The organism is Glaciimonas sp. PCH181, from assembly GCF_003056055.1.
Taxonomy (GTDB): Bacteria; Pseudomonadota; Gammaproteobacteria; order Burkholderiales; family Burkholderiaceae_D; genus Glaciimonas.
In genome coordinates this window covers 214510-234227 of the sequence record NZ_PYFP01000006.1, presented here as the reverse complement: position 1 = coordinate 234227, position 19718 = coordinate 214510, and the positions used below count along the sequence as shown (strand labels likewise).

Annotated in this window: 18 protein-coding genes; 16 read left to right on the top strand and 2 right to left on the bottom strand. The window is 51.5% G+C overall.

What is annotated here, in order from left to right:
• Nucleotides 1–56: 56 nt before the first annotated feature.
• Both C7W93_RS24160 and C7W93_RS24155 read right to left on the bottom strand, forming a co-directional pair.
• Nucleotides 57–1226, bottom strand: a complete 1170-nt coding sequence (locus tag C7W93_RS24160) for an anhydro-N-acetylmuramic acid kinase (RefSeq protein WP_108442885.1) — start codon at nucleotides 1224–1226, stop codon at nucleotides 57–59.
• Between the two features lie 85 nt (nucleotides 1227–1311).
• Complete coding sequence (locus C7W93_RS24155; RefSeq protein WP_225870024.1) at nucleotides 1312–2682, bottom strand: M23 family metallopeptidase; 1371 nt, start codon at nucleotides 2680–2682, stop codon at nucleotides 1312–1314.
• 266 nt (nucleotides 2683–2948) lie between these two features.
• On the opposite strand from C7W93_RS24155, the gene tyrS reads away from it, so the two are divergent.
• The 16 genes from tyrS to mraY all read left to right on the top strand — a co-directional run bounded on the left by tyrS (nucleotide 2949) and on the right by mraY (nucleotide 19710).
• Nucleotides 2949–4235 carry a tyrosine--tRNA ligase gene (tyrS, locus tag C7W93_RS24150; RefSeq protein WP_108442883.1) on the top strand — a complete coding sequence of 429 codons (1287 nt, stop codon included), beginning with the start codon at nucleotides 2949–2951 and terminating at the stop codon, nucleotides 4233–4235.
• A gap of 29 nt (nucleotides 4236–4264) precedes the next feature.
• The gene (gene dtd / locus C7W93_RS24145) at nucleotides 4265–4726 is read left to right on the top strand and encodes a D-aminoacyl-tRNA deacylase (protein ID WP_108442882.1); all 462 of its coding nucleotides are present in this window, start codon (nucleotides 4265–4267) and stop codon (nucleotides 4724–4726) included.
• A 50-nt stretch (nucleotides 4727–4776) separates the two neighbouring features.
• Nucleotides 4777–5421: a YbhB/YbcL family Raf kinase inhibitor-like protein gene (locus tag C7W93_RS24140; RefSeq protein WP_108442881.1), complete on the top strand. Its 645-nt coding sequence runs from the start codon at nucleotides 4777–4779 to the stop codon at nucleotides 5419–5421.
• 128 nt (nucleotides 5422–5549) lie between these two features.
• Nucleotides 5550–6200 carry a histidine phosphatase family protein gene (locus C7W93_RS24135; protein ID WP_108442880.1) on the top strand — a complete coding sequence of 217 codons (651 nt, stop codon included), beginning with the start codon at nucleotides 5550–5552 and terminating at the stop codon, nucleotides 6198–6200.
• A gap of 167 nt (nucleotides 6201–6367) precedes the next feature.
• Nucleotides 6368–7639, top strand: coding sequence for a GGDEF domain-containing protein (locus C7W93_RS24130; RefSeq protein WP_108442879.1), 1272 nt, complete (start codon nucleotides 6368–6370; stop codon nucleotides 7637–7639).
• A gap of 110 nt (nucleotides 7640–7749) precedes the next feature.
• A complete protein-coding gene (gene dusB / locus C7W93_RS24125) occupies nucleotides 7750–8763 on the top strand; it encodes a tRNA dihydrouridine synthase DusB (RefSeq protein ID WP_108442929.1) in 1014 nt (337 codons plus the stop codon).
• A 170-nt stretch (nucleotides 8764–8933) separates the two neighbouring features.
• Nucleotides 8934–9167, top strand: a complete 234-nt coding sequence (locus C7W93_RS24120) for a Fis family transcriptional regulator (protein WP_108442878.1) — start codon at nucleotides 8934–8936, stop codon at nucleotides 9165–9167.
• 208 nt (nucleotides 9168–9375) lie between these two features.
• Nucleotides 9376–10941, top strand: coding sequence for a bifunctional phosphoribosylaminoimidazolecarboxamide formyltransferase/IMP cyclohydrolase (purH, locus tag C7W93_RS24115; protein ID WP_108442877.1), 1566 nt, complete (start codon nucleotides 9376–9378; stop codon nucleotides 10939–10941).
• A 156-nt stretch (nucleotides 10942–11097) separates the two neighbouring features.
• Nucleotides 11098–11640 carry a crossover junction endodeoxyribonuclease RuvC gene (ruvC, locus tag C7W93_RS24110; RefSeq protein ID WP_108442876.1) on the top strand — a complete coding sequence of 181 codons (543 nt, stop codon included), beginning with the start codon at nucleotides 11098–11100 and terminating at the stop codon, nucleotides 11638–11640.
• A 424-nt stretch (nucleotides 11641–12064) separates the two neighbouring features.
• Complete coding sequence (gene mraZ / locus C7W93_RS24105) at nucleotides 12065–12493, top strand: division/cell wall cluster transcriptional repressor MraZ (RefSeq protein ID WP_108442875.1); 429 nt, start codon at nucleotides 12065–12067, stop codon at nucleotides 12491–12493.
• A 10-nt stretch (nucleotides 12494–12503) separates the two neighbouring features.
• Complete coding sequence (gene rsmH, locus C7W93_RS24100) at nucleotides 12504–13490, top strand: 16S rRNA (cytosine(1402)-N(4))-methyltransferase RsmH (RefSeq protein ID WP_108442874.1); 987 nt, start codon at nucleotides 12504–12506, stop codon at nucleotides 13488–13490.
• Entirely contained in the window at nucleotides 13487–13759 is a 273-nt protein-coding gene (gene ftsL / locus C7W93_RS24095; protein ID WP_108442873.1) for a cell division protein FtsL, read from the top strand. The genes rsmH and ftsL overlap by 4 nt, the downstream gene beginning before the upstream one ends.
• Entirely contained in the window at nucleotides 13756–15519 is a 1764-nt protein-coding gene (locus tag C7W93_RS24090) for a penicillin-binding protein 2 (RefSeq protein ID WP_108442872.1), read from the top strand. Before ftsL ends, C7W93_RS24090 begins: the two co-directional genes overlap by 4 nt.
• Nucleotides 15519–17099 carry a UDP-N-acetylmuramoyl-L-alanyl-D-glutamate--2,6-diaminopimelate ligase gene (locus C7W93_RS24085; RefSeq protein ID WP_108442871.1) on the top strand — a complete coding sequence of 527 codons (1581 nt, stop codon included), beginning with the start codon at nucleotides 15519–15521 and terminating at the stop codon, nucleotides 17097–17099. The genes C7W93_RS24090 and C7W93_RS24085 overlap by 1 nt, the downstream gene beginning before the upstream one ends.
• Nucleotides 17096–18541 (top strand): UDP-N-acetylmuramoyl-tripeptide--D-alanyl-D-alanine ligase, encoded by a 1446-nt coding sequence (murF, locus tag C7W93_RS24080; RefSeq protein WP_108442870.1) that lies wholly within the window; start codon nucleotides 17096–17098, stop codon nucleotides 18539–18541. The genes C7W93_RS24085 and murF overlap by 4 nt, the downstream gene beginning before the upstream one ends.
• Nucleotides 18541–19710, top strand: a complete 1170-nt coding sequence (mraY, locus tag C7W93_RS24075; protein WP_108442869.1) for a phospho-N-acetylmuramoyl-pentapeptide-transferase — start codon at nucleotides 18541–18543, stop codon at nucleotides 19708–19710. Before murF ends, mraY begins: the two co-directional genes overlap by 1 nt.
• Nucleotides 19711–19718: the final 8 nt, after the last annotated feature.

The following is a 19718-nucleotide window of genomic DNA, read 5'->3' as shown; positions in this document are numbered from 1 at the left end:
ACTCAGATAATATATCTGAGTGCTTTTTTGCATGCTGACTGTCTTCATCTCCCGGATCAGGCTGGATACAGCGCTCCCAAAATACGGGGGCCAGCGGCACCGGTCACGCCGGGCAAGTTTCCAGGTAATCTTAAATCGAAGCGCTGCGCCAGCCAGGCAAATGCCAGTGCCTCTACGTGATTCGGCGCAACTCCGAGGGCCTCGGTCGATTCGACTGCGGCGGCTGAGCCATGCTGTGCGAGTGATCGTCCTAACATTTTCATCAGATAGGGGTTATAAGCTCCGCCACCGCAAACATAGACCATCTTGGCATCGCTAGCGTGGCGTGCGATGGCGTCGGCAATCGTCGCTGCTGTTAGCGCGACAAGTGTTGCTTGCACATCGGCGGGAGAAAGCTGGGGGAACTGGGCCAGTTTTGCCGCCAGCCATGCTTCGTTAAACAAATCACGGCCAGTACTTTTAGGTGGTGGAGACGCAAAGTAAGGCTCGTTGAGAAATGCCTTTAATAGCATTGGCAGAGCGGTGCCGCTAGCCCCCCACACGCCATTTTCGTCGTAATCCTTACCTTTATTGAGCTTGATCCAAAGATCCATCAAGCTATTGCCTGGCCCAGTATCAAAGCCAATATCCGTCACAGTTGTAGCGCCGTCCGTTCGCTGGTGCAAGACGCTGATGTTGGCTATGCCACCAATATTCACGACGACGCGGGTTTCTGCCGGATTTGCAAACACGGCTTGGTGAAAGGCTGGCACTAAAGGTGCGCCTTGGCCGCCAGCGGCGATGTCGCGGCTACGGAAATCGGCGATAACATCGATTCCGGTCAGTTCGGCTAGCAACGACGGATTATTCGTTTGACGGGTGAATCCCAGTTCTGGCCGATGGCGGATGGTTTGACCATGCACCCCAATAGCGCGGATTTGGTCGGCTCGCAGTCCTGCATCGATCAATAAGCGCTCGACACAGGCTGCGTAATGCGTCGCCAGCGTATTGCCGACTAGTGCTTCACGTTCGATTTCATTCTCGCCTGCACGTTGCAGTGCCATCAATTCTCTGCGTAATGTGGCAGAAAAAGGCATATACGCTGATGCCAGGGTCGTCGCTGGATGTTGTTGCGGCTCGTTGCCATCATTATTTGGAAATGAAGCCATGACACCGTCTATGCCATCCAGACTGGTGCCCGACATCAGGCCAATAAATAAAGTGGTGTTCGCGTTTTGCGTAGTCATAAAAAACCCGTTGTTGGATCGCCTAATTCTACAAGGCCTGATCCATCAACGGGTTTTTTGCTGCCCTTAAGGGGTGAATATTGCTTCAGCTGCGAGATGTCTTCGCTGTAGTCTGTGCAGTTTTATTGAGTGCAGTAGTCGTATCGGGTTGTAGCAAGGCAAAGCGATGGGACATATCGTTGGCTACAGTGCGGAAGCGCTGCAGCCGTGGGCCCGTGAGCGCTTGCATCGTTGGTACCACGACTGACATAGGATCGACTGGTTTATCGGCCACGCGATATTCATAATGTAAGTGTGGTCCGGTAGCCCAGCCCGTCATGCCGACGAAGCCGATAACATCGCTTTGGCTAACCTTGCTGCCCCGGCGGAAACCCGGCGCAAAGCGGCTCATGTGGGCATAGACGGTTGAGATGTTACCGGCATGTTTGATGATGACCACGTTACCGTAGCCATTCTGTACGCCCACAAAATCTACTACGCCATCGCTGGCAGCATGGATAGGGGTGCCGGTTGCGGCAGCAAAATCGACGCCACTATGCATTTTCCAGTTACCCAGAATTGGATGGGTACGCATCGAGAAACCGGAGGAAATTCGCGTAAACGCCAATGGCGACTTCAAAAATGCTTGTTTCATTGACGAGCCGTCAAAGCCGTAATATCCGCCGCCCTGCACGCTTTTTGGATCGTCAAACCAGACTGCCTGAAAGGTTTTTCCTGCATTCACGAACTCACCGGCTAGTATGCGTCCGGCGCGAACAAATTGTCCGTTCTGCCAAAAAGTTTCATAGGCGACATTGAAGCGATCGCCGCGTTTCAAGTCGGATGAAAAATTAATATTGGTGCCGAACATCTCGATGATTTGCGCCGATACGGTATCTGGAATTTCTGCATCGTCGGTCGCTGCAAATAGCGATGAGCGAATGATGCCCGAGTGCATTTCAATCCGAGTTTCTAAGGCCGAGGTTTCTTCTGCAGCGCTAAATTTGTCGCCATGGCGGGTTACTACCAGATTCTTAGGGGCATCGCGGCCATCAAGACGGGTCGCGCGCAGCCACTGCAAATCGCCTTCAGCATCGGTTTGCGCTTGCACGACGCTGCCGGGTTTGAGGCGCAGCATCGCACGCGCAGTCACGTCGGATTTGATGAAATTGGCGGCTTCGTTGTCGCTTATTCCCAAGCGCGTCATCAACGCGGCAAGTGTATCGCCAGAGCGCATTTTGTCTTCTGCGACGTACAAATGATCTTGTGCTTCGAGTGTGGCTATTTGCTGATGTAGACTTGGCAGCATTAATTCTTCTGCGATAGCCCTGACGCGAAGGTCAGATGTGTCTGGTGTGATTGGTGCTACCCCTGCTGCACCAAAGGCGCAAACAATGAGAAACAAAGCAGAGGCTGACACAATACGGGTTTTACGCGATGAACCAGTCAACAGCTTGACGCTGGGACGAATGTTCATGAATTTATCTTTAAAGGACATGGTGCTATACGTTAAAATTTGCCGTTTGTACCGATTCTCGATGCTATTGTTTTGGTGTTTGACACTAAGGCAGGGTTTCAGGGAATCGAGTATTGTATCAGATCTCCAAATACCGATTTTTAAAGTGTTAAATAGATCACTTAGAAATGTGTCTTACATGTTTTGCTTCGTATTTCGCTTACCGCGCAATCGGGGTAAATGCAGTGACTTTTAGAACCTATTCCGCGATGCGCTAGAAATAAACTATGTCTTTACCTCCCCAAAGTAGTGCGCCGAATCTGCCGGTTGCGTCATCACCTGCCGACAACGCTGCAAACAAGCCATTGATCCTCTCCGATAAGGTGCAGGAAGCATTGGCAATCACCAAGCGCGGCGTCGATGAATTATTGATTGAAGCAGATTTCGCCCGTAAATTGCAGCGCTCCGAGCAAACCGGCAAGCCTTTGCGGATCAAACTTGGACTTGACCCAACGGCACCGGATTTACACCTTGGTCACACCGTCGTTCTGAACAAGATGCGGCAGCTGCAAGATCTGGGCCACAACGTCATTTTCCTGATCGGTGATTTCACTTCCATGATCGGTGATCCGTCGGGCCGGAATATCACGCGTCCGCCGCTAACGCGCGAGCAGATCGAAGAAAACGCCAAAACGTATTTTGCCCAGGCCAGTCTGGTGCTTGACCCTGAGCGCACTGAAATTCGATACAACTCTGAGTGGTCGGACAAGCTTGGCGCGCGTGGCATGATTCAGTTGTCGGCCAAATATACGGTCGCGCGGATACTTGAGCGGGAAGATTTTACGAAACGTTATAAAGCCGGAACGCCCATTTCGGTGCACGAATTGTTGTATCCACTGATGCAGGGTTACGATTCGGTCGCACTGGAATCTGATCTGGAGTTGGGCGGCACCGACCAAAAATTCAATTTGCTAGTCGGACGCGAGCTGCAAAAAGACTACGGTCAGGAACCGCAATGTATCCTTACCATGCCGCTGTTAGAGGGCTTGGATGGCGTCGATAAAATGTCGAAGTCTAAGGGTAATTACATCGGTATTACCGAACCCGGCAACACTATGTTTGCCAAGATCATGAGTATTTCCGACGTCATGATGTGGCGTTATTTTGAATTGCTATCGTTCAAATCACTGGCTGATATTGCTACGTATAAAAAGCAGGTTGCCGATGGTCAAAATCCGCGTGATATCAAAGTGGCGCTGGCGCAAGAGATTGTCACGCGTTTTCACAATCAGCAAGCTGCGGAAGAGGCGCTAGCCGATTTTAATAATCGCGCCAAAGGCGGGATTCCCGACGATATCCCGGAAGTCAGTTTAAGCGGTGCGCCGCTGGGAATTGGACAACTGCTGAAACAAGCCAATCTTTGCCCGTCCAGCTCAGAAGCGTTACGCATGGTAGAGCAGGGCGGCGTGCGGATTGACGGCACCGTCATCAGCGATAAAGCCTTGAAAGTCGAAGCCGGAACGTTGGTGGTGCAAGTCGGCAAGCGCAAGTTTGCCCGCGTGACGTTGTCCTGATATGCAAGCTTTAATGTGGGTATCGTAAATTGATCGGGCTAATCCAGCGCGTGACGCAGGCCAGCGTGGTGGTCGATGCAGTGACCATCGGCGCGATTAATACCGGTTTAATGGTGTTGGTGTGCGCCGAGCGCGGTGATACCGAAAAACAGGCAGATGCATTGCTAACGAAATTGCTCGGTTACCGCGTATTTTCAGATGATGCGGGTAAGATGAATCGCAGCGTTACCGATGTCGTGGGCGGATTGCTGCTAGTGCCGCAATTCACGCTGGCGGCTGATACTTGCAGCGGCACACGTCCTTCTTTTACGCCAGCCGCATCGCCGGAAGACGGGCGTCGTTTGTTTGATTACTTTGTCGCGCAGGCTGCGGCCAAACATCCGTTGGTCGCTACCGGGCAATTTGGTGCTGACATGAAAGTAACGCTGACCAACGATGGCCCCGTCACATTTTGGCTGCAAATTAAGCCATCGGCAGCGGCGAAAGCTTGAATCACCTATCATTTAGCCAGCATTCTGATCAATCCTGACAGGAGAAAAGCATGAAATTCTGGAGTGAATCTTTCAAAGATTGGGCGGTAATTCCGGGGGAGTTTGCTTTCGGCGTCATCGATCCCATTACCCATGTTGCCTTATCGACTAATCATAATCCGCACTTCGGCTGGAGCGATTTGCCTGCTGGCACCCAGTCGCTGGCGCTGATTTGCCACGACCCGGATGTGCCATCACGCGGTGATGACGTCAATCAGGAGGGGAAAACAGTTTCGGCGAATTTGCCACGTGTTGACTTCTTTCACTGGGTTTTAGTCGATCTGCCGCCGCACGATGGCGCTATCACCGCAGCGACATTCAGCGCTGGTGTGACGCCACGGGGAAAGTCCGGTCCAGCGATTAGTAACAGCCCGATTGCAGGCGCGCGCCACGGCTTGAACGATTACACTGGTTGGTTCGCCGCAGACCCGGATATGTCGGGAGATTACTTTGGCTTTGATGGCCCTTGTCCGCCTTGGAATGATGCGATCCTGCACCATTACGTGTTTACGTTATATGCGTTGGACGTTGCCCGCTTGCCGATTGATGGCAAATTTAACGGCCAGCAAGCATTGGCAGTATTGCAAGACCATATAGTCGGGCAAGCTGCGATTACGGGAACATATACGTTAAATCCGGTATTGTTTCAGCCTTAACTTGCAGCCTTGATGCGATTTGACGGCGGTTGTCGATTGTTCTTTGATAATGACTTCATCGGATGTCGACCTTGATCGTTATTGCCTGCAAAAATTTCTTTCCAACAGTAAAACTTTAATCGACTTTAATGCAGACCACAGAAATTTTTTTGATTCGTCATGGTGAAACTGATTGGAATAAAGAAAAACGTCTGCAAGGACATCTTGATATTCCATTGAATGCGGAAGGTTTTCTTCAGGCGCAGGCTTTGCGGGCAGGGTTGTCTGAAGTCGCTCTGGATGCCGTATTTTCCAGCGATTTGCTGCGTGCCAGGCAAACTGCTGAACCGCTAACGATGGCAAATGGATTAACGCTGCAAATTGACTCTGATTTGCGGGAGCGTTGTTTCGGTGTGATGGAAGGCATGCGTCGTCCCGAAATTGCAGAACGTTTCCCCCTTGATTTTGCCGCGTTGAATAATCGCGATCTCGATGTCCGCTATCCAGCTGGTGTCAACGTGGCCGAGACGCTTAGCGAATTTTCGGCGCGTGCAATTGGCGCGCTGCAACGGATAGTGCGCAACACCAGGCATCGTCGAGTGGCAATTGTTAGTCACGGCGGTGTGCTGGATTGCTTTTATCGTCATGCTGAAAATATCGATCTGCGACAGGCCCGGGATTTCGATATTTTTAATGCCAGCATTAATCGTTTTACCTGGAATGGCACGCAATTAAGATTGATCGAGTGGGCTGACGTCAGTCATCTAAACGCAATTTCTCTGGATGAAGTAGATCGTTAAATGCAACAGTTTTCGGTGCCGCATGACGCTATGGATGTGTGGTCCCGATTTCCTGCGATTGCTATGAAATAAGTGTATAAGTCTAGTTGAAAAAACACCGCTATAAAGTGTAACTGTTTGTGCTAGTCTGCTTCGAGAGCGACCAATTCGGATCGCGCGGAGCTTGCATGAAATTTCCTTTCCCTTCATTTCGCGCGCAACCATCCTCTGTGGAATCGATGGATGTTGCAGCAGTGACCGAGAGCGCGGTTTTCGATGCGCCTCCCGTGATTTCTGTGGTTAATGGCGGACTTTCAGAGTCGATTATGACCGCGCCTTTATTCCCGCAATTGCAGCAATTACAGCGGTTATTACGCGAACTATCGGAAGGGAACGGGGATCGCCAGAGTTTGCAACGCGCATGTGAACTTATGCTTTCAACAACGCCCGAATTGCGTCTGGTGTGGGTCGGATTTTTCCCTGCGGAAGGCCATGATGACAACGAGAATGTCAGCGGCGATATCTTGCCCAATGTCGTCTTGGGTGCCGCACTGCCTGAGGCTGCGGCATGGCTTTTGCCAAGAGATAGTTTCGATTTTATCGCGCCTTATACGCAGATAGTCGATTGGCAAGAGTCGCAGGAACACGAATTTCACGCATTATTTAGCCCTTGGAAAAACACGCAGCAGCAATGTTCTGTCACCAATGCGCTGGCGATTCCGTTGTGTGTAGAAAATGCATCGGTGTATGGTATGGCAGTATTTTATGCCGATGACGCGGCCTACTTTAAAGAAACCGGTCTGGCGACGTTTCAGGCTTTCGGCCATGTATGTGAAGTAGTCTGGAAGCAGTCGCATTTGGCGCAGTTATTGCGGCAGCAGGCACGGGTCGATCATTTGACCGGATGTTTGAATCGAGAGCGGATTGCGCGTGAATTTGAACTTAGCGCTGCCGCGGCGCAAAAGATTGATCCAGCGTCACCGTTATCGATCATTTATTGTTGCTTGCAAGATTTCGGCAAGTTGAGCGCTTTGTACGGCTGGGTTGCCGCCGATAACATGCTGGCAGCGTTTGCCCGCGCAACTTGTGCGCAATTACGACCGCAGGATAAAGGCGGGCGCTGGAGCAGCACGGAATTCTTGTATGTATTGCCGGGTGCCGATGCCGATCTCGCAGAAGATTTGATGAAATCATTTCTCGGACATTTTAAGCAATCGCCCGTGATTGCCGATGATTGGTCGATTCGGATTGGATTTTCGATTGGCGCCGCAACTTACGGGGTTGATGGCAATGGTTTGGACGAGTTGCTACATTACGTCAGCCAGAATATGCGCAATTCGATTGCGCCGACGGTGGTCTACGACAGTCCTGCCTATAAAGATGTGGCGCGCTGGCGCACATCGGCAAAGGCTCTCAATGATTTATCTGGTGGTCAGCGTAGCCCGAATGAGATGAATTAAATGCGGTATTAAACCGGTCGCCAACGGGGCATTTTTCTTGGCGTTTCTGATTCGCGATAAAATACGTGGTTTTTCCGATTAAACCCCCTTTCTGTGTTTTCCATATTGCCGTGAATATTGGCCCTTATTTACTCCGTAACAATGTCTTTGTGGCACCGATGGCTGGTGTCACAGACCGTCCTTTTCGCCAGCTTTGTAAAGAGCTGGGGGCCGGTTACGCTGTATCTGAAATGGCCGCCTCTAACCCCCGGTTGTGGAAAACTGAAAAAACTGCGCGACGCATCAACCATGATGGCGAGATGGCACCGCGGGCCGTTCAGATCGCGGGCGCTGATCCAACCATGTTGGCGGAGTGTGCGAAATTCAACGTTGACCATGGCGCCCAAATTATCGATATCAACATGGGATGCCCGGTAAAAAAGGTCTGCAATAGCTGGTGTGGTTCGGCTCTGTTGCAAGACGAAAAACTGGTCGCCCGGATTCTGGAGGCGGTAGTGGCCGCCGTGGACGTGCCAGTGACATTGAAATTCCGCACCGGATGGGATCGTCTGAACAAAAATGCATTGAATATCGCCCGTCTGGCAGAAGCCAGTGGTATTGCTATGTTGACACTGCATGGTCGTACCCGGGCTGATGCTTATCGTGGGGATGCGGAATATGACACCATCACGGCGGTCAAGGCGGCGGTGTCGATTCCAGTAGTCGCGAACGGCGATATTACGACGCCTCAAAAGGCGCGCAAAGTGCTGGAGATGACGAAAGCCGACGCCATCATGGTTGGTCGCGCTGCGCAAGGGCGTCCATGGATATTTCGTGAAATCGAACATTTTTTACGAACCGGTACGTATTTGCCTGCGCCGTTAGTCTCCGAAGTACAACAGTTAATGGCAGAACATTTGCGTGCGCATTACCATTTTTACGGCACCTATTTAGGCGTACGAACCGCCCGTAAACACATCGGTTGGTACGTCCGCGATCTGCCGGGTGGCGAAGAATTTCGGCAGCGTATGAATCTGCTAGAAGATTGCGACCAGCAACTCGCCGCGGTAAATAGCTTTTTTGAAATGCAGTTTGCGCATGGCGAACGGTTACAATACGGGGTCGTTGCGCAGTTGGCAGCTTAAGTTAAAGATTGTCATGTGTATAACAGGCGAACTAAAAGCGCGTGAAAAAACATGATGAATTGCAGTAGAAAATATCGATTAGGGCAAGCTGGGGCGTAGAACGGCTCGCACCGGAATACGTGCTTTGGTCAGATAAACAATCTCAAATTAAAAAAATAGCAAAGTAAAGAATGAGCAAAGAAAGTATCCAGGATGTAGTCAAGAAAAGCCTTGAAAAGTATTTCAAGGATTTAGGCGAGCAGCCGCCCTCAAATGTCTATGACATGGTGATTTCCACGGTTGAAAAGCCGGTGCTGGAAGCCGTCATTGCGCGTGCCGAAGGCAATCAGTCACATGCAGCTGAGATGCTGGGAATTAATCGCAACACATTACGCAAGAAATTGCAGCAACACGGTTTATTGTAATTTAACCTCGAACGAACAATACAAAAGGTGTGTCGGGCCGATCGCTTAGTGGGTTTTAATTACATCCGTATCTGCCCCTTTAACTGCCCCTTAATTGTCTGACAGCGCGCTATTGATGACGCAGCAACGCGTTCCACACGTCTGTTAGCTATCACGCCAGTTGATTGTTCATTGTCATTAGTAATGCATCTTTTCCGAGTTTCCCACCATGATTAAACAAGCCCTCATTTCCGTCTCCGATAAGACCGGTATTCTCGAATTTTCCCGCGAGCTGGTCGCGCTGGGTGTGAATATTTTGTCGACCGGCGGCACCGCCAAACTTCTCGCCGACAACGGTATTCATGTGACCGAAGTCGCTGACTACACTGGTTTTCCGGAAATGTTGGATGGGCGTGTCAAGACATTGCACCCGAAAGTGCATGGCGGAATTCTGGCGCGTCGGGATTTTCCTGAACACATGAGCGCATTGGCGCAGCATCAGATTCCCCTGATCGACATGGTCGTAGTCAATCTGTATCCCTTCCAGGAAACGATCGCCAAGCAGCAATGCTCGTTGGAAGATGCGATTGAGAACATCGATATTGGCGGCCCTGCGATGCTGCGCTCGTCGGCTAAAAATCATAAAGATGTGATCGTACTGTGCGATCCGTCCGACTACGCCAAAGTGCTGGCTGAGCTGAAAGCGAATCAGGGCGAAGCGGCTTACGAAACTAAATTTGCTTTAGCGAAGAAAGTTTTTGCGCATACCGCGCAATACGATGGCGCGATCACTAATTATTTCACTTCGCTGGGCGAAGATAAGCAACACGTAACCCGTAGCGCTTATCCGACTACGCTGAATCTGCATTTCGAAAAAGTACAAGAAATGCGTTACGGTGAAAACCCGCATCAATCGGCCGCTTTTTATCGCGACCTGAATACGATAGACGGCGCACTGGCGAATTATCGCCAATTGCAAGGTAAAGAACTGTCCTACAACAACATTGCCGATGCAGATGCTGCTTGGGAATGCGTAAAAACTTTCGACGAGACTGCCTGCGTCATCGTCAAGCATGCGAATCCTTGCGGCGTTGCTGTTGCGCCGACGGTCTTAGAGGCCTATAGCAAAGCGTTCCAAACCGATCCTACGTCGGCTTTCGGCGGCATTATCGCCTTCAATCACGAGATCGACGGCAATGCTGCTGAAGCCATTGCCAAACAATTCGTCGAAGTAGTCATTGCGCCATCGTTCACTGAGCAAGCTAAGCAAATTTTCGCTGGCAAACAAAATGTTCGCTTGTTGGAAATAGCGCTCGGCAATGGCCGCAATGCGCACGACTTCAAACGCGTTGGCGGCGGTTTGCTGGTGCAGGCACCGGATGCTAAAAACGTCTTATTGGCTGAAATCACGGTAGCCAGCAAAAAACAACCTACTCCACAACAACTGCAAGACCTGATGTTCGCCTGGCGCGTCGCTAAGTTCGTCAAGTCAAACGCAATCGTTTTCTGTGGCAATGGCATGACATTAGGCGTTGGTGCCGGTCAAATGAGCCGTGTCGACTCAGCACGTATCGCCTCGATCAAAGCGAAAAATGCTGGCTTATCGCTGGTCGGTTCGGCGGTGGCTTCCGACGCATTCTTCCCGTTCCGCGATGGTCTGGATGTTGTGGTCGATGCTGGCGCATCTTGCGTTATTCAGCCGGGTGGCTCAATGCGCGATCAAGAAGTTATCGATGCAGCTGACGAGCATGGCGTGGTCATGCTGTTGACTGGCGCACGTCATTTCCGTCACTAAGCAAAAAACAACAAATATGCAGCAGACGGCTATCGCTTCTTCTTGTTTACTCAAAAACTTCGATGGTCGTCGCATAGCAGGTGTACGACGGTTTGGGCTGGTTGCGATGGGGCACTTATCCGCCAGCGACCACTACGCCGAGATCATTAATACGCTATGAGAATCCTCGGTATCGATCCCGGTCTGCGCACGACAGGCTTTGGCGTAATTGACAAGCAAGGCCATAAACTGACCTATGTTGCCTCCGGTACAATCAAAACGCCCGACGCCGATTTGCCGCAACGCCTGAAGGTTATTTTGAGCAGCGTTTCGGAAGTGGTGCGGACCTATACGCCGGATTGCTCAGCAATCGAAATTGTTTTCGTCAATGTAAATCCCCAATCCACGCTATTGCTAGGTCAAGCCCGAGGTGCGGCTATTTGCGCGCTGGTCAGTGCCGATTTACCGGTAGCTGAATATACTGCGTTGCAGATCAAGCAAGCAGTAGCAGGGCACGGCAAAGCGCAAAAGCAACAAGTCCAGGATATGGTCCAGCGGTTGTTGTCTTTGCCAGGTTTGCCCGGCACCGATGCCGCTGATGCTCTCGCTGTGGCAATTTGTCATGCGCATAGCGGCGAGGCGTTAGCGGCGCTGGCAGCGTTAGCGCCCGCGCTTGCGAAAAAAGGCTTACGCGTTAAGGGTGGTCGTTTAATTGGCTAAGTTGTAAACCAAGTCCGGCGTTAATATCGCGATAACCGCCATAATCTCCGCCACTCCTCTTAAGCATCCCTCTCTTCTGTTGTTAAATTCGAATTCTCTTCTGGAATAAACCTACTATTTTTCGATGTCTAATCGACATAAAACACATGTGTATAGCTCACATGTCGCTTTTATAGTCTTTGGTAAGTCCTTCATTTATCACAGATTTTGAGATTTGACCAATTCGATACTTAGTTGACAAAAACGCGCTAAGTCATTGACTTTACACAAAAATTTGCAATTCATATGGACGAATGGCTTGACCGCGGATAATGCATCCTCTAAAGTGGGTGTCAGTGTGAAAAAGTGTTTTTTTGTGGGGCATTTTGCCATTATCACAAAAACATTTTTCCTTAACTTTCACATAATTCAATAGGAGTCTGCGGTGTTTCAGGGTGCCTCAGCATTAAATCTCGATGCAAAAGGACGGATGTCTGTGCCATCCAAGCATCGTGACGCGCTGACCATTCAGTGTGAAGGTCGCCTGACCCTCACTAAACATCCGCACGGCTGTCTGCTGTTGTTCCCCCGTCCGACATGGGAAAGCCATCGCGAGCAAATCGCGGCCTGGCCTATGTCCGCGCGCGCGTGGCAGCGTATTTTTCTTGGAAATGCTTCTGATGTTGAACTCGATTCTGCCGGGCGGATTTTGATCGCTCCGGAATTACGCGTGGCCGTTGGCTTATCACGCGAAGTGATGTTGTTGGGAATGGGTAGCCATTTCGAGATTTGGGACGCAGCCAAGTTGGCTGAAAGCGAGTCGCAAGCAGTTGCTGCTGGCATGCCCGATGTATTAAGTAATTTTTCCTTCTGACGGCGCCAAGATGACTGAACAATCGGTGCCCGAATTCCAGCACCGCACGGTGTTGCTGGATGAAGCTGTAGATGCATTGAATATTATCGGCGAGCGTGCAGACGGGATTTATGTCGACGGCACGTTTGGCCGCGGTGGTCATAGCCGAAAAATTTTAGCTAGTCTGGGACCGCGTGGTCGCCTGATTGCATTTGATAAGGATCCGCAAGCGATTGCGACCGCAAATACGATCGTCGATCCGCGTTTTGAAATCGTTCACGATAGTTTTGCGACGATGGCAGAGGCCTTGCGCGAACGCAATATTGCGCAGGTCGACGGCGTGTTGCTGGATTTGGGGATTTCATCGCCGCAAGTCGATGATGCCAGCCGGGGTTTTAGTTTTCGCGCAGATGGACCGTTAGATATGCGCATGGATACGACGCGTGGAATGTCCGCAGCGGCGTGGCTGGCAACAGCCGATGAACAATTAATTGGAAAGGTAGTACGCGATTATGGGGAAGAACGGTTTGCTGTTCAGATTGCAAAGGCGATTGTTGCTGGCCGGGCAGTCCAGCCAATTTCAACCACACGACAGCTTGCCGCGATCGTGGCAAACGCTGTCAAAACCCGCGAGAAAGGCAAAGACCCGGCCACTCGCACATTTCAAGCTATACGCATTTTCATCAATAAAGAGCTTGAAGAACTCAAAATAGTCTTGGATCAGGCGTTTGAACAGATGTCTCTGCAGGGGAGATTGGTCGTGATCAGCTTTCATTCACTGGAAGATCGGATCGTCAAACAGTACATGGCCTCTAAAGCCAAGTTACCGCAGCCTGATCGTCGCCTGCCCATTCGTGCAGTCGATTTACCGCAACCGCAGTTAAAGCTGGTCTCGCGGATTAAACCTTCCGATGCTGAAGTTGCCGCTAATCCGCGCGCACGCTCGGCCATCATGCGCGTCGGCGAGCGTCTTGCTGGCAGCCCGCTGATTGATGTGACATCCGGAGATCGGCCATGATCGGGCGTATCAATGCTGTTTTGACGGTGATATTGGTTCTATGCGCGTTGGCGCTAGTGAACTCGCAATATCAGGCGCGTCAATTATTCATTGAGTTAGGCCGCGCCCAAAGTCAGTGGCGGCAACTGGATATCGAGTGGTCGCAATTGCAACTCGATCAATCGACGCTTGGTAAAAACGCAAGAATTGAAGCCAGTGCGCGGCGTGACCTGAATATGGTACCGCTGACGCCGCAACGCACCCAATATCTGACGATGGGTGCCAAATGACACGTAACCCGCCACGTACCGCTGCCTCCAAAGGTGTGCCTTTTTCCGCCAGTCCGGTGTTGAAGGTCAAGCTTCCTGCGTGGCGCTCGCGCACAGTATTATTTTTGTTGTTCGCTGCTTTTTTGGCGTTGGTAGTAAGAGCATTGTGGCTTCAGGGAGTGTCTACCGATTTTCTCCAAAAGCAGGGCGCTTCGCGCTATGCCCGGACGTTGGAATTGCCTGCAACGCGGGGTAAAATTACAGACCGTAACGGTCAGGTATTGGCATCATCGGTGCCGGTCAAAGCCGTCTGGGCGATTCCTGAAGACGTGCAGGATGCGCCGAAAGAAAAGTTGCAGGCGCTGGCTAAGTTGCTGGATATGACCGATGCCGAGTTGACAAAAAAACTTGATTCCGATCGCAGTTTTGTCTATCTGAAGCGACAAGTTGAAAAAGACGCATCGGATCAAATCATCAAACTGGGTATTGCCGGTATTGAAACGCGGCCTGAATACAAGCGCTTCTATCCAGAGGGCGAAGTCGCCGCGCACGTCGTTGGTTTTACGAATATTGAAGATGCAGGTCAGGATGGCATGGAATTGTCACAGCAAAAGTCGCTGGCGGGAACTACCGGAAGCCGTCGCGTTATTAAAGATCGTTTAGGTCGCATTGTCGAAGACATCGAAGCCGTCAAAGAGCCGCATGATGGCCGTGATCTGGCGCTGTCGATTGATAGCAAGATTCAGTACATTGCTTTTACCCAACTCAAAGAGATGGTCGAAAAGAGCAACGCTAAGGCGGGCGCTATTGTTGTGGTCGACGCCAAAAGTGGTGAAGTACTGGCGTTGGCGAATCTGCCTAGTTATAACCCAAATGATCGCTCGATCCTCACCGGCGCACAATTGCGTAACCGCGTGATGACGGATACTTTTGAGCCCGGCTCGACTTTGAAGCCTTTTACTGTCGCTTTGGCACTGGACACTAACCGCATTCAGCCCTCTACGACCTTTCAGATTCCAGACAAAATGACGATCGGCACCGCGACCATCGGCGATTCGCATCCACATGGATTGATCACGATGAGTGTCGCCCAGATTATCCAGAAATCGTCTAATCTCGGCACCGCCAAAATTGCGCTGCAAATGCCTGCTGAAGAAATGTGGGAGATGTTCACCACGGTTGGTCTCGGTCAGCAACCAAAGTTTGGCTTCCCCGGCGCAGTCGCCGGTCGTGTGCGCCCGTTCAAATCATGGCGCCCAATTGAGCAAGCTACGATGAGTTATGGCCACGGAATATCCGTTTCACTGATCCAGATGGCCCACGCCTATACAATATTTGCCCGTAACGGCGACCTGATCCCGTTGTCATTTCAGAAAGTGACCGAGCCACCGGTCGGTCAGCGCGTCGTTTCTGAAAAAACCGCCTTAACCATGCGCGCCATGCTGGAACGAGTGACTGCACCCGGCGGGACTGCGCCTAAAGCACAGGTACCCGGTTATCGCGTGGGCGGTAAAACCGGTACGGCTTACAAGATTGAAAATGGTAAGTACGTCAGAAAATATATCGCCGACTTTGTCGGTTTCGCTCCAGCTTCCGATCCGCGTTTGATCGTTGCCGTGATGATTGATGAACCTAGTATGGCTTACCGCTATGGCGGAGACTCCGCCGCGCCTGTTTTTGCGAATGTCGTGGCAAATGCTTTGCGCACGTTAAATGTGCCGCCTGACTCAAATATTACCGACATCATCATCCCTGCCGATGGCCCGAAGGAGAGCTTCTGATGATTGCCAAGGTTTCTGAGCTGACGCATATCCAGACATGGTTGCAAGGACTTGCAACGGTGACCAGGCCGACTTTCGGTCTGGTCTCAGACTCGCGCAAAGTTAAGGCTGGCGATGTATTTTTCGCCTATCCCGGTGACGAAACCGATGGCCGTGACTATATAGCGCAGGCATTGGAAAATGGTGCTGCCGCAGTGGTCTACGAAGCCAAGCAATTCAGCTGGACTTCAGCCGAAAATCTTTCAAAGCTGCCGCAAACTGTGCCGCATCTGCCGGTCAAGGGGCTGAAAGAAATCGCTGGCCCGATAGCGAACAAGTTTTATCATTACCCCGACCGCGATATGAGTATCATCGCGATCACCGGCACCAACGGCAAGACCTCATGCAGTCAATGGCTGGGGCACGCATTTGCGCAATTGGGGCAAACGGCTGGGGTCATCGGCACGCTGGGCGTCGGTATTTTTGTGCCGCGTCAGCAAGTTGAGTTTGATGTTACTGGCTACACCACGCCAGATGCCGTGCTGCTTCAGAACGAGTTAGTGAAGTTGCAGCAGGCAGGCGTGCAAGCGTTGGCGATTGAGGCATCTTCCATCGGACTCGACCAAGGTCGTCTGAATGGCATGCATGTCGATATCGCCTTGTTTACCAATCTGACCCGCGACCATCTTGATTATCACGGCGATATGGCGACTTATGAAGCCGCCAAACGCGCTTTATTTGACTGGCCGGGTTTGCAGCATGCAGTGCTGAATCTTGACGATCCAATGGGCTTACGTCTGGTGAGTCATCTGCAACAAAATGGCCAATCGACGGCAATTATCGGTTACGCGCTGACGGATGCGGCGGTTGAGAGCGCGAAGGGGTTGGGTGGTGAGTTTCCAATATTGCACGCGACCGCAGTGCGTACCAGTGCTAGCGGGACTGTCTTTCACGTCGACTCATCATTTGGCAGCGGTCAGATAAAAACTCACTTAGTCGGGCAATTTAACGTCAGTAACGTGCTGGGTATTCTGGGCGTTTTGCTTGCTAAAGAAGTTGCCTGGGATACGGCGGTCCATGCATTAGAGCGTCTGACGGCAGTGCCGGGACGCATGGAGCAATTCGGTGGGCATGATGCGCCATTAATCGTGATCGATTACGCGCATACCCCGGATGCACTGGAAAAAACATTATTGACGCTACGTCAGGTCGCGCAGCAACGCGGCGGCGAGTTGTGGTGTGTCTTTGGATGTGGCGGCGATCGCGATCCGGGCAAGCGGCCGCAAATGGGTGCCATTGCGGAGCTGGCGGATCACGTGATTTTGACCAGCGATAATCCGCGTGGCGAAGACCCGATTGTCATTATCGAGCAGATTCTAGGCGGGATGACATTAGCCGCAAACGCACAAACGCAAGAAGACCGCGCCGCAGCCATTTTGCGGGCGGTACGCAAGGCCGGTAAAGCCGATGTCGTGTTGCTGGCCGGAAAAGGTCACGAATCTTATCAAGAAATAAAAGGCAAAAAAATGCCATTTCTGGATGCCGACCATGCCGCATTGGCGCTGGCATCGCGCGCCACGATGAAAGGCGGCCCAGCATGATTAAGGCCTCACTAAAAGATTTGCAATCCTGGCTAGAAGCGGGGCATCAACAGGCCACGCTTGTCAATGTGAGCGATGCAAATGCTGTCGTCATCAAAGGCTTGACAACCGATAGCCGTGCGGTCGCGCCGGGTAATCTGTTTGTCGCGCTACGCGGCGAGCGCTTCGATGCACACGACTTTCTCGATCAGGTTTCAGACCAAGGCGCTGGCGCGTTGGTGGTGGAACATGCGCCGACAAATACGTCCGTGCCAGCATTGGTCGTTGCCGATACGCGTAACGCGCTGGGTGCAATTGCCAATGGCTGGCGTCAACAATTTTCTGTGCCATTGATCGCCGTTACCGGCAGCAATGGCAAAACTACGGTGAAGGAAATGATCGCCGCTATTCTGGCCGCGGCGTTTGGTGCAGACGGTTATCTGTCGACACGCGGCAATCTGAATAACGAGATCGGCGTACCGCTCACACTGCAACGACTGGATGCGAATCATCAGGCCGCAGTGATTGAGCTCGGCATGAATCATCCTGGTGAAATCGCCGTGCTGGCAGCCATTGCCGCGCCGACCGTTGCACTGGTAAATAACGCGCAACGCGAACATCAGGAATTTATGGCCAGCGTTGAGGCTGTTGCGATAGAAAATGGCAGCGTCATCGAAGCATTATCGGATAACGGAATCGCCGTATTTCCTGCGGACGATCCTTATACCGCGCTGTGGCGCGGCTATGCTGAGAATAAAGGTGCTTGCCTGACGTTTGGCTTATCCGATGACGCGGATGTACGCTGTACTTATCAGCCAACCGCGTTTGGCAGTGACATGCAAGTTACTACGCCTAAGCAAATTTTCGCTGTGCGGCTTGAGGCTGCTGGCGAACACAATGTGCGCAATGCGCTGGCGGCAATTGCCTGCGCGTTGGCAATTGGCATTGAGGTCGATGCCATTCAGCGCGGCCTGACATCCTTTGCGCCGGTGAATGGCCGCTTGCAACGCAAACTGGCGCAACGCGCTGGCTATGCAGGCGCGTTAGTGATCGACGATACCTACAATGCCAATCCGGATTCGGTACGCGCAGCAATAGACGTACTGGCCCAATCCGCCGCTCCGCGATTATTGGTGTTGGGTGACATGGGCGAAGTCGGCAACGATGGCCCGAAGTTTCATCAAGAAATCGGCGCTTATGCACGGCAGCAGGGGATTACCCATTTCTTGACATTTGGCGCGCTGGCAATCGATGCCAGTCAAGCTTTTGGCGCCTCAGCACAACACTTTAATGACATCACGGCGCTCATTGCTGCGGTTGATTCACATATGACGCCGTCCATGACGGTATTGGTAAAAGGCTCTCGTTTCATGAAAATGGAGCGCGTGGTTTTGCATCTGGTGAGCGGTGCCGCGGTAGGGAATTTGTCAACATCATCACCATCATCACAGGAGTCGCACTAATGCTGCTTTGGCTAGCGCAAAATTTTCAGCAGGATCATAGTTTTCTGCGCGTTTTTAATTTCCTGACGTTTCGGGCGGTTTTCGCCACGCTGACGTCTTTAGCTATTGGCCTGATCGCTGGTCCTGCGGTAATCCGCATGCTGGCGCGTCTTAAAGTCGGACAAGCGGTTCGCACTGATGGCCCGCAAACACATTTAATCAAAACCGGCACTCCCACAATGGGTGGCGTGTTGATTCTGATTGCAATTGGTATTTCGACATTGTTGTGGAGTGATCTTAGCAATCGTTTTGTCTGGATCGTATTGCTGGTGACATTAGGCTTTGGCACGATTGGCTGGGTCGATGATTATCGGAAAGTGGTTTTCAGAGATCCGAATGGCATGCGCTCGCGTGAGAAGTATTTCTGGCAATCGCTGATCGGCATAGTGGCAGCAATCTATCTGGCATTTTCAGTCTCTGGCGCAACCAATATGCAGGTCTGGGATTTGTTTGTCGCCTGGATTAAATCTGGCTTCAGCATGGATTTGCCGCCGAAAGCCGATTTGATCGTGCCATTTTTTAAGACCGTCAGCTATCCGTTAGGTGTCTGGGGTTTTATGGCGCTGACCTATTTCGTGATTGTCGGTACTAGCAATGCGGTCAATCTGACCGACGGCCTGGATGGTTTGGCGATTATGCCAACCGTGCTGGTCGGCGCTGCATTGGGATTATTTGCTTATTTGACCGGTAACTTTACTTTCGCCAGATATTTGCTGATTCCGCATATTCCGGGTGCTGGTGAGTTGTTGATTTTCTGCGGCGCGATGGCCGGGGCCGGATTGGCTTTCCTCTGGTACAACGCCTATCCCGCACAAGTCTTCATGGGCGATGTTGGCGCGTTGGCTTTGGGTGGCGCACTTGGCACGATCGCCGTGATTGTGCGGCAGGAAATATTGCTGTTCATCATGGGCGGAATTTTTGTAGTCGAAACCTTATCCGTGATGCTGCAAGTGATCTACTTTAAATACACCAAGAAGCGTTTCGGCGTAGGGCGCCGGGTATTGCTAATGGCGCCGCTGCATCATCATTATGAGCAAAAAGGCTGGAAAGAAACGCAAGTCGTCGTGCGTTTCTGGATCATTACGATGATTCTCGTGCTGTTTGGATTATCAACGTTGAAGTTAAGGTAAGAGTGGTA